The sequence below is a fragment of the Roseisolibacter sp. H3M3-2 genome (genome assembly GCF_029211165.1).
In the GTDB taxonomy this organism is placed as follows: domain Bacteria; phylum Gemmatimonadota; class Gemmatimonadetes; order Gemmatimonadales; family Gemmatimonadaceae; genus Roseisolibacter.
Genome location: NZ_JARGEK010000179.1, coordinates 1 through 9,249 on the forward strand (window position 1 = coordinate 1; position 9,249 = coordinate 9,249).

At 74.8% G+C, this 9,249-nt stretch carries 8 protein-coding genes and 1 pseudogene; 6 read left to right on the forward strand and 3 right to left on the reverse strand.

The annotated features are described in order from the left end of the window. Together PYV61_RS14825 and PYV61_RS14830 are read right to left on the reverse strand one after the other, a co-directional pair. Positions 1-388, reverse strand: a pseudogene (locus PYV61_RS14825) (hypothetical protein); the annotation flags it as partial. 62 nt (positions 389-450) lie between these two features. After that, positions 451-1,143 carry a L,D-transpeptidase gene (locus PYV61_RS14830; RefSeq protein WP_275832878.1) on the reverse strand — a complete coding sequence of 231 codons (693 nt, stop codon included), beginning with the start codon at positions 1,141-1,143 and terminating at the stop codon, positions 451-453. A 147-nt stretch (positions 1,144-1,290) separates the two neighbouring features. Between PYV61_RS14830 and PYV61_RS14835 the strand changes: the two genes are divergently transcribed. From PYV61_RS14835 to PYV61_RS14850, 4 genes are all read left to right on the forward strand, one after another. Continuing rightward, a complete protein-coding gene (locus PYV61_RS14835) occupies positions 1,291-3,189 on the forward strand; it encodes an ATP-binding cassette domain-containing protein (protein ID WP_275832881.1) in 1,899 nt (632 codons plus the stop codon). A gap of 96 nt (positions 3,190-3,285) precedes the next feature. Continuing rightward, positions 3,286-3,606 carry a quaternary ammonium compound efflux SMR transporter SugE gene (sugE, locus tag PYV61_RS14840; protein WP_275832883.1) on the forward strand — a complete coding sequence of 107 codons (321 nt, stop codon included), beginning with the start codon at positions 3,286-3,288 and terminating at the stop codon, positions 3,604-3,606. 186 nt (positions 3,607-3,792) lie between these two features. Then, positions 3,793-5,838 carry a glycoside hydrolase family 97 protein gene (locus tag PYV61_RS14845; RefSeq protein WP_275832885.1) on the forward strand — a complete coding sequence of 682 codons (2,046 nt, stop codon included), beginning with the start codon at positions 3,793-3,795 and terminating at the stop codon, positions 5,836-5,838. A 5-nt stretch (positions 5,839-5,843) separates the two neighbouring features. Continuing rightward, the gene (locus PYV61_RS14850; protein WP_275832887.1) at positions 5,844-6,755 is read left to right on the forward strand and encodes a M55 family metallopeptidase; all 912 of its coding nucleotides are present in this window, start codon (positions 5,844-5,846) and stop codon (positions 6,753-6,755) included. A 92-nt stretch (positions 6,756-6,847) separates the two neighbouring features. Here PYV61_RS14850 and PYV61_RS14855 read toward each other — a convergent pair whose 3' ends face one another. Then, a complete protein-coding gene (locus PYV61_RS14855; RefSeq protein ID WP_275832889.1) occupies positions 6,848-6,982 on the reverse strand; it encodes a hypothetical protein in 135 nt (44 codons plus the stop codon). 159 nt (positions 6,983-7,141) lie between these two features. Between PYV61_RS14855 and PYV61_RS14860 the strand changes: the two genes are divergently transcribed. Together PYV61_RS14860 and PYV61_RS14865 are read left to right on the forward strand one after the other, a co-directional pair. Then, on the forward strand, positions 7,142-8,194 hold the full coding sequence (locus PYV61_RS14860; RefSeq protein ID WP_275832892.1) for an NAD(P)-dependent alcohol dehydrogenase: 1,053 nt from the start codon (positions 7,142-7,144) through the stop codon (positions 8,192-8,194). Between the two features lie 81 nt (positions 8,195-8,275). Continuing rightward, entirely contained in the window at positions 8,276-9,244 is a 969-nt protein-coding gene (locus PYV61_RS14865; RefSeq protein WP_275832894.1) for a PadR family transcriptional regulator, read from the forward strand. Positions 9,245-9,249 lie beyond the last annotated feature (5 nt).

Sequence of the window (9,249 nt, forward strand, 5' to 3'; positions counted from 1 at the left end):
CGAGGCGCAGCGGCGCCTGCGCCGCCGCCGGCGCCGCGGCGCGGTCGTGCAGCCCGTGCACGACCAGCGTGTCGGCGAGCGCGTTGCGCAGCGTGACGTGCACCGGCGTCCCGGCGCGCACGCGCACCAGCGGTCCGGGGATCCACGCCGCGCCCCCCGCCTCGGCGAACGCCTGCACCGTCGCCCCGGGCGCGTCGTCGCCGTCGGGGTGCCACTCGGCGAGGCGCGCCTCGAGGCGCAGCGCGAGCGTGTCGCCGCGCATGGCGCCGGCGGCGACGCGGTTGTCGTTCGGGCGCGCGCGCTCGGGGGCGGGCTCGGGGGCGCGGACGGGGGCGCCGGCGCGGAGCGCGGCGAGACAGACGAGGCCGACTGCGAACGTGGGACGCACGCGGGCTCTCCGACGGGGACCCTCTATCGTGCCCCCGCCGGCGCCCGCGTCAAGTCAGGATCTCAGAACACCCGGATCGGGATCCGCTTCGGCAGGTCGACGATCACCTTCTCGGTGCGGTTCTGCTGCACCTGCCGGTACCATGCGTCGTCCCTCTCCACCCCCGCCGCCGCCATCGCCTCGCGCGCCAGCTCCAGGATCACCGAGTTCGGGAGCCGGATCGAGCCGTGCGACACCGCCTGCCCGATCGACTGCGGCTCGTTGGTGCCGTGGATGGTGCGCGGCGGGTCGTAGATGAGCTGCGCGCGCCCCAGCGGGTTCTTCGGGTCGCCGGGCGCCCGCCGCTCGCGCTGCTCGGCCCACGACTCGTCGGGCGGGATCCACTCGGGGTTGAACACGACCTGCCGCACGCTCCACTCCCCCGGCTGCGTCGGCCACTCGGCGGAGCCGACGGCGACCGAATGCGTCTCGACGCGCTGCCCGCCGCGGTACACGTGGAGCTCGCGCGCCCGCGTGTCGACCTCGAGCCGCATGTCGGCGACGGCGACGCCGCTGTCGGCCGCCGCGGCCGGGTCGCCGGGGAGCGTCCCCATCGCCGAGTCGGCCGTCGGCAGCGGCGCCCCCGCCTGCGGAACGGCGGGCCCGACCGGCGCCGGCCCGGCGGGTGGGACCGACGCCGAGCGCGGCTGGTCGCTCGAGTCGCTGACCGTGCACGCCGCCAGCACGAGGGCGGCCAACCATGCGATCCGGCGCATCTGCATTCCTCCAGAGGGTTCGCGGGCGATCGGGCAAGGAGCGTGCGCCACTGGGTAACTTGAGGCGCTGCGGACTGCGGGCTGCGGATCGAGCACCCGCAGTCCGCAGCCCGCAGCGCCCGTCCCACCCCTCCCGGCGACACACGCATGGCCCTGCTCGGCCTCCAGGACGTCACCCTCGCCTTCGGCGGCCCCCCGCTGCTCGACGGCGCCACCCTCTGGATCGAGCGCGGCGAGCGCGTCTGCCTGCTCGGCCGCAACGGGGCGGGGAAGAGCACGCTCATGGCGCTGCTCGACGGCACGCTGGCGCCCGACGGGGGCGAGGTGGTGCGGCAGACCGGCGTCACCGTGGCGCGGCTGGAGCAGGAGGTGCCGCAGGCGCTGGCGGGGACGACGTACGACGTGGTCGCCGAGGGGCTGGGGGAGACGGGGCGGCTGCTGGCGCGCTACCACCAGGCGAGCGTCGACGTCGCGCGCGACCCGGGCGAGCGCGCGCTGCGCGAGCTGGAGCGGCTGCACCAGCAGCTCGACGCCGCCGCCGCGTGGCAGGTGCAGTCGCGCGTCGAGAGCGTGCTGCTGCACCTCGGGCTCGACGCCGACGCCGAGTTCGCGTCGCTGTCGGGGGGGCGCAAGCGGCAGGCGCTGCTGGCGCGCGCGCTGGTGCGCCAGCCCGACGTCCTCCTGCTCGACGAGCCCACCAACCACCTCGACGTCGACGCCATCGAGTGGATGGAGCGCTTCCTGGTGGAGCGCGGGACGACGCTGCTGTTCGTGACGCACGACCGCGCCTTCCTGCGCCGCGTCGCCACGCGCATCGTGGAGCTCGACCGCGGGCGGCTGGCCGAGTGGGGGACGGACTACGACGGCTACGTGGAGCGCAAGGCGGCGGCGCTGGACGCCGAGGCGCGGCAGCGCGCGGAGTTCGAGAAGCGGATCGCGCGCGAGACGGTGCGCCTGCGCTCGTCGATCACGGCCCGCCGCACGCTGAACGAGGGGCGCGCGCGGCTGCTCGACTCCATGAAGCGCGAGCGCGACGCGTGGCGCGACCGCGCGGGCTCGGTGAGGCTGGAGGTGCAGGACGCCGAGCGCTCGGGGCGGATGGTGATCGAGACGCGCGGCCTCGCGTTCGCGTACGGCGACCGCCCGATCGTGCGCGACCTGAGCACGCTGATCCTGCGCGGCGACCGCGTGGGGCTGGTCGGCCCCAACGGCGTCGGCAAGACGACGCTGATCAAGCTGCTCCTGGGGCAGCTGGAGCCGCAGGCGGGGAGCGTGCGCCTCGGCACGGGGATCGAGCTGGCGTACTTCGACCAGCTGCGCGAGCAGCTCGACCCCGACACGTCGGTGTTCGACAGCATCGCCGAGGGGGGCGAGTGGGTGCGGATCGGCGGCGAGATGCGGCACGTGCACTCGTGGCTGCAGGACTTCCTGTTCACCCCCGAGCGGGCGCGCACGCCGGTGCGCGCGCTGAGCGGCGGGGAGCGCAACCGGCTGCTGCTGGCGCGGCTGTTCACGCGCTCGTTCAACCTGCTGGTGCTCGACGAGCCGACGAACGACCTCGACGTCGAGACGCTGGAGCTGCTGGAGGCGATGCTGCTCGACTTCCCGGGGACGCTGCTGCTGGTGAGCCACGACCGCGAGTTCCTCGACCACGTGGTCACGGGGACGCTGGCGTTCGAGGGGAACGGGCGGGTCGTGGAGTACGCGGGCGGCTACACCGACTGGGTGCGGCAGCGGCCGGTGCCCGCCGAGCCGGCGCCGGCGCCGCGGAAGCCCGCCCCCGCGCCGACGGCGCCGGCCGCGCCGAAGGGCGAGCGGAAGCGGAAGCTGTCGTTCAAGGAGACGCACGAGCTGGCGGCGCTCCCCGACCGCATCGACGCCGCGGAGCGGGAGCGCGACGCGCTGTACGCGCGGCTCGGCGACCCGGCCACGCTCCGCGACGGCGCGGCGACCGCCGAGGCGAAGGCGCGGCTGGAGGCGCTGGAGGGGGAGCTGCAGGCGCTCACCGCCCGCTGGGAGGAGCTGGAGACGATCGCGGCCGGCTGAGTCGTTAGATTCCGCCGTGCACGACGCGCCCGGGGGACGACCCCCGGACCCGGACATCCTCGTGGGGACGACCCTGCATCGACCGCGGAGGCGGTGATGGCCTGGGTCGTCCTTTTCGTTGCGGGGCTGCTGGAGATCGGCTGGGCGGTGGGGCTCAAGCACACCGACGGGTTCACGCGCCCCTGGCCCTCGGTCGCGACGGCGGCCGCGCTGCTGGCGAGCATCGCGCTGCTGGCCGTGGCGCTGCGCACGCTCCCCCTGGGCACCGCCTACGCGGTGTGGACCGGGATCGGCACGGTCGGCACGGCGGCGCTGGGGATCGTGCTCTTCCGCGAGCCGGCGACCGCCGCGCGGCTGGCGTGCGTCGGGCTGATCGTGGCTGGGATCGTGGGGCTCAAGGTGCTGACGCCGAGGTGAAGGGAAGGGCGACGGCGGGAGTCGGCACGGCGGGAGTCGTCAGAGCGGGAGTCGTGAGAGCGCACTGCGCGGTCGCGACTCCCGCCGTTTCGACTCCCGTGGTCACGACTCCCGCCGTCGACTCGGGCTGCGAGCGCCGACACCCGAGGCATTGCGCACCCGCGCCCCACGCTGTCCTGTACCGGCATGCGCGCCCTCGCCCTCCTCTGCTGCCTCGCCGCCCCCGCGCTCGCGCAGCCCGCGACCGACCCGGGCGCGGGGGGCACGCTCTCCCTGCTGTCCCCCGACGGGCGCACCACGGTCCGCGTCGGCGTCGACCGCGGCGTCCTGCGCTACGCGGTGAGCCGCGACGGGCGCGCGCTCGTCCTCCCGTCGCGCCTCGGCTTCGCCTTCCGCGGCGCGGCGCCGCTCGACTCGGGGCTGCGGCTGGTAGACACGACGCGCGCGGCGGTCGACACGACGTGGACGCAGCCGTGGGGCGAGGTGGCGCGCGTGCGCGACCACCACCGCGCGCTGCGCGTGCGGGTCGCCGAGTCGGCGGGGGCGCGGCGCACGTTCGCGGTCGAGTTCCGCGCGTTCGACGACGGCGTCGGCTTCCGCTACGAGCTGCCGGCGCAGCCGAACCTGCGCGACTTCGCCATCCAGGACGAGCGCACCGAGTTCGCGCTGGCCGACGACGCGCGCGCGTGGTGGATCCCGGCGAACCGCCCGGTCCCCGACCGCTACGAGATGCTGTACGCGTCGTCGCCGGTGAGCATGCTCGACACGGTGCGCACGCCGCTGGCGCTCGAGTTCCAGGGCGGGCCGATCGTGGTGCTGCACGAGGCCGACCTGTCCGACTACGCGGCGATGGACCTCGCCTACGTCGGGAGGAACGTCACCGACCGCACGCTGCGCCCCGCGCTGGCGCCGTGGGCCGACGGGGTGAAGGTGCGCGGGCGCACCCCGTTCGCGACGCCCTGGCGCACGATCCAGATCGCCGACCGCGCCGAGCAGCTCGCGCCCTCGGTGCTCGGCCTCAACCTCAACCCGCCGAGCCGGATCGCCGACGCGGGCTGGATCCGGCCCATGAAGTACGACGGGATCTGGTGGGGGATGCACGTCGGGCTGCACACCTGGCCGCAGGGCCCCAGGCACGGCGCCACGACCGAACGCGCGAAGCAGTACGTCGACTTCGCCGCCGCCAACGGGCTGGGCGGCACGCTGGTCGAGGGGTGGAACGTCGGCTGGGACGGCGACTGGATCGGGACGTACGGGCGCGACTTCTCGTTCACGCGCGCGTACCCCGACTACGACCTGCGCGCGGTGGCGGCGTACGCGCGGGAGAGGGGCGTGTCGCTGATCGTCCACAACGAGACGGCGATGGGGATCGCGAACTATGAGCGGCAGCTGGAGGAGGCGTTCCGCCTCTACCGCTCGCTCGGCGTCACCGCGATCAAGAGCGGCTACGTCAACGACCGCACGCGCGAGGGGCACGCGCACACCGGGCAGTACATGGTGCGCCACTTCCGGCGCGTGATCGAGACGGCCGCGCGCTACGGCATCACCGTGAACGCGCACGAGCCGGTGATGGACACCGGCGAGCGCCGCACCTGGCCCAACATGCTGAGCCGCGAGGGCGCGCGCGGGCAGGAGTACAACGCCGGCGGCGGCGGCAACCCGCCCGAGCACGAGACGATCCTCTTCTTCACGCGCCTGCTGGCCGGCCCGCTCGACTACACGCCGGGGATCTTCGACCTCGCGATCCGCCGCCCCACGGGCACGCCGCGCGCCCCGCACGAGTCGCGCGTGCGCACGACGCTCGCCAAGCAGCTGGCGCTGTACGTGGTGCTCTGGTCGCCGGTGCAAATGGCGGCCGACGTGATCGAGAGCTACGAGGGGGAGCCGGCGTTCCGGTTCGTGCGCGACGTCGCGGTGGACTGGGACACGACGCGGGTCCTCTCGGGGCGCATCGGCGACCACGTCGCGGTCGCGCGCAGGGCGAAGGGGCGCGACGAGTGGTTCCTCGGCGCGATCACCGACGAGGAGGGGCGCACGCTGGAGGTGCCGCTCGACTTCCTCCCCGCCGGGCGCCGCTGGGTCGCCGAGACGTACGCCGACGCCCCCGACGCGCACTTCCTCACCAACCCGCGCGCGATCGCGATCGCGTCGCGCGCCGTGGCCTCGACCGACCGCCTGCGCCTCGTCCTCGCCCCCGGCGGCGGGCAGGCGATCCGCTTCCGCCCCGAATGACCCGCATGCGACGCCTCCCGCTCCTCGCCCTCGCCGCGCTGCTCGCCGCGCTTCCCGCCGTCACGCTCCCCGCCGCCGCGCAGCGCCCGCGCCGCGTCTTCGTCTCGGTCGACATGGAGGGGATCGGGGGCATCGGCACGCCGGCGATGACCACCGCCACCGGCAAGGACTACGCGACCGGCCGACGCCTCATGACCGACGAGGTCAACGCGGTCGTCGCCGCGGTGCTGCGCGCGGGGGCGGCGCAGGTACTGGTCAACGACTCGCACGGCGACATGCAGAACCTGCTGCATGCGGAGCTCGACCCGCGCGTGCAGTACGTCCAGGGCTCGGTGAAGCCGCTCGGCATGGTCGAGGGGCTGGAGCGCGGCCACGACGCGGCGATCTTCGTCGGCTACCACGCGCGCGCCGGCACCGCCGACGGCTTCCTCGCGCACACGGGAACGGGCGCGGTGAAGGGGCTGTGGCTGAACGACGTCGAGGTCGGCGAGGGGGAGCTGAACGCGCTCTACGCCGGCTCGCTCGGCGTCCCGGTGATCGCGGTCAGCGGCGACTCGGCCTTCGTCGCCCAGTTCGGCGCCAGCGCCGCCGCCCTGCGCGCCAGCGCCCCGGCGAGCGTCGTCACCAAGGTCGCCATGACGCCCCAGTCGGCGCGCCTGCTCCACCCGACGCTCGTGAAGGACTCGCTCGGCGCCGCGGTGGCGCGCGGACTCGCGGCGACCGCCCGCCCCTTCGCGCTCCCCGGCGGCGGCCCGGTGCGCGTGCGCCTCCGCCTGGCCGACGTGACGACGCCGCAGATCCTCGAGGCGATTCCCGGCGTGAAGCGCGTCGACGGCTACACGGTGACGTTCACGGCGCCGAGCATGACCGAGGCGTACAGGATGATCCGGCTGATGTACAAGTTCGTCGTCGTGTGAAAAGCATTGGACAGGATTGACAGGAAACCGGGGGAAAGACTGTAGCCTCGAGTCTTTCCCCCGGTTTCCTGTCAATCCTGTCTGCAGTTCGATCAGCCGTTGTCCGGACACCGCCGCTCGTGCGCCGCGACCTCGGCCTGCGCCGGAGCACGCCAGCTGACCGCCGAGAGCACGGCGGTCGCGAGCAGGAACAGGTAGACGAACCGGCGGGCGGCGGCGTGGGACATGGGCACACGGTGGCGCCGACCGGCCGCCGCGGCATGGGTCGGTCGGCGGTCCGGACGGTTCCCGGACGCGCCGGGCTCCCCGATCGGCGGAGTTGACGCGGCCCGCCACGTGCGGCGAGCGTCCGCGCTTCGCGCCACCCTCCCCCGACGCCACGACCCATGATCCCGGCCCTCGGCTACGCCGCGCACGACCCCAGCTCCCCCATGGCCCCCTGGCGCTTCGAGCGCCGCGACCCGGGGCCGACCGACGTCCGCATCCGGATCGAGTACTGCGGCGTCTGCCACTCCGACCTGCACTTCGTCCGCGGCGAGTGGGGGCCGATCAAGTACCCGCAGGTCCCGGGGCACGAGATCGTCGGTCGCGTCGTCAGCGTCGGCGACCGGGTGTCGAAGTACAAGCAGGGCGACGCCGTCGGCGTGGGCTGCCTCGTCGACAGCTGCCGCACCTGCGCCTCGTGCGAGGCCGGGCTGGAGCAGTACTGCGACACCGGGCACACGCAGACCTACGGCGGGATCGAGAAGGAGACCGGGCGCCCCACGCAGGGCGGCTACTCCAGCGAGATCGTCGTCGACGAGCGCTTCGTGCTGCGCATCCCCGACGGGATGGACCTCGCCTCGGCGGCCCCGCTGCTCTGCGCCGGGATCACCACCTTCTCGCCGCTGCGCCAGTGGAAGGTCGGCCCCGGGATGGGCGTCGGCGTCGTCGGGCTGGGCGGGCTCGGGCACATGGCGGTCAAGCTGGCGCGCGCGATGGGCGCCGAGGTGACGCTGTTCACCACGTCGCCGGAGAAGGCCGCCGACGGCGAGCGGCTCGGCGCGCACCGCGTCGTCGTGTCGCGCGACGCGGCGGCGATGAAGGGGGCGCAGAACTCGCTCGACGTCATCCTCGACACCGTGTCGGCGCCGCACGACCTCGAGGGGCTGCTCGGGACGCTGCGCCGCGACGGGACGCTCGTGCTGCTCGGCGGGTCGCCGTCGCCGCACTCGTCGCCGTCGGCGTTCTCGTTCATCATGCGGCGCAAGCGGATGGCCGGCTCGCTCATCGGCGGGCTCCCCGAGACGCAGGAGATGCTCGACTTCTGCGCCAAGCACGGCATCGGCGCCGACATCGAGCTGATCCCCGTGGCCGGCGTCGACGAGGGGTACGCGCGCATGCTCCGCGGCGACGTGAAGTACCGGTTCGTCCTCGACATGAGCACGCTCCCCGGCTGACCGGGCGGGGGGCGGCGGTCGGGCCGAGGGGGTGACACAAACCCCCGGGCCGGTCGTATGGTCAAAACAACCATACCGACCATGGCCGACGACCTCCGCCCCCACCTCCCCCTCAAGCCGGTCGACCTGCAGCTCCTCCTCGCCCTGGGCGAGGGGGAGCGGCACGGCTACGGCCTCGTGCAGGCGATCGCCGCCGGGACCGACGGGCTGGTGCAGCTCGACCCGGGGAACCTGTACCGGGTGATCAAGCGGCTGCTGGCCGACGGGCTGCTCGCCGAGTCGCCGGCGCGCGCCGTCCCCGAGCTGGGGAGCGAGCGCCGGCGCTACTACCGCCTCACCCCGCTCGGCGGGCGCGAGCTGGGCGCCGCGCTGCGGCGGCTGGAGGCGCTGGTCGAGGCGCCCGCGCAGCAGCGGCTCCACCGTGCCCGCCCACACCTCGGGCCGCTCGCGCAGCGCCAGCTCGGCGCCGCGGCGCAGCACGCGCAGCGACGCCGCCGTCGGGTCGGGCCAGTCGCCGATCAGCACGTACGCCGTCGCCAGCTCGTCGAGCGACGCCGCCGCCAGCCACGCGCCGAGCGCGGTCGTGTCGGCGGTGCCGTCGGCGCGCACGACGCGCGACATCGCCTCTGGCGCCCCGACGTACCCCGGGCGCGGCGCCGCCAGCGCGCGCATCGTCGCCAGGTAGCCGCGCGCCAGGTCGGCGCGGTGCGTCGACAGCGCGAGCCCCACCGCCTCGACGTACGCCGGGAAGAAGCCCGGGTCGAGCGCGATGGCGCGCGCGTACGCGTCGTGCTGCGCCTCGCGCGTGCTCCGCGCCGCCGCGCCGAAGCGCACCAGCGCCTCGGCGTGCGCCATGCGCAGTTCGGGGTCGTCGGGGAAGCGCCGCAGCGCGCCGCGCTGCCGCTCCAGGTACGCGGCGGCCCGCGCCCCCGCCGCCACGCCGGCCGGCATCGCCGCGACGCGCAGCGAGTCGACCGACACCACCGCGCTGTCGCGCGGCGACAGCCAAGTCGGATCGTAGCCATGTCGTTCTGTGAGCCAAGGAGTTGAGACCA

Bases quoted from the DNA above. Each gene is read 5' to 3' on its own strand.
- PYV61_RS14855 (WP_275832889.1), bottom strand. From the start codon at position 6,982: ATGTCCCACGCCGCCGCCCGCCGGTTCGTCTACCTGTTCCTGCTCGCG.
- PYV61_RS14865 (WP_275832894.1), top strand. From the start codon at position 8,276: ATGGCCGACGACCTCCGCCCCCACCTCCCCCTCAAGCCGGTCGACCTG.
- sugE (WP_275832883.1), top strand. From the start codon at position 3,286: ATGGCCTGGGTCGTCCTTTTCGTTGCGGGGCTGCTGGAGATCGGCTGG.
- PYV61_RS14850 (WP_275832887.1), top strand. From the start codon at position 5,844: ATGCGACGCCTCCCGCTCCTCGCCCTCGCCGCGCTGCTCGCCGCGCTT.
- PYV61_RS14835 (WP_275832881.1), top strand. From the start codon at position 1,291: ATGGCCCTGCTCGGCCTCCAGGACGTCACCCTCGCCTTCGGCGGCCCC.
- PYV61_RS14845 (WP_275832885.1), top strand. From the start codon at position 3,793: ATGCGCGCCCTCGCCCTCCTCTGCTGCCTCGCCGCCCCCGCGCTCGCG.
- PYV61_RS14860 (WP_275832892.1), top strand. From the start codon at position 7,142: ATGATCCCGGCCCTCGGCTACGCCGCGCACGACCCCAGCTCCCCCATG.
- PYV61_RS14830 (WP_275832878.1), bottom strand. From the start codon at position 1,143: ATGCGCCGGATCGCATGGTTGGCCGCCCTCGTGCTGGCGGCGTGCACG.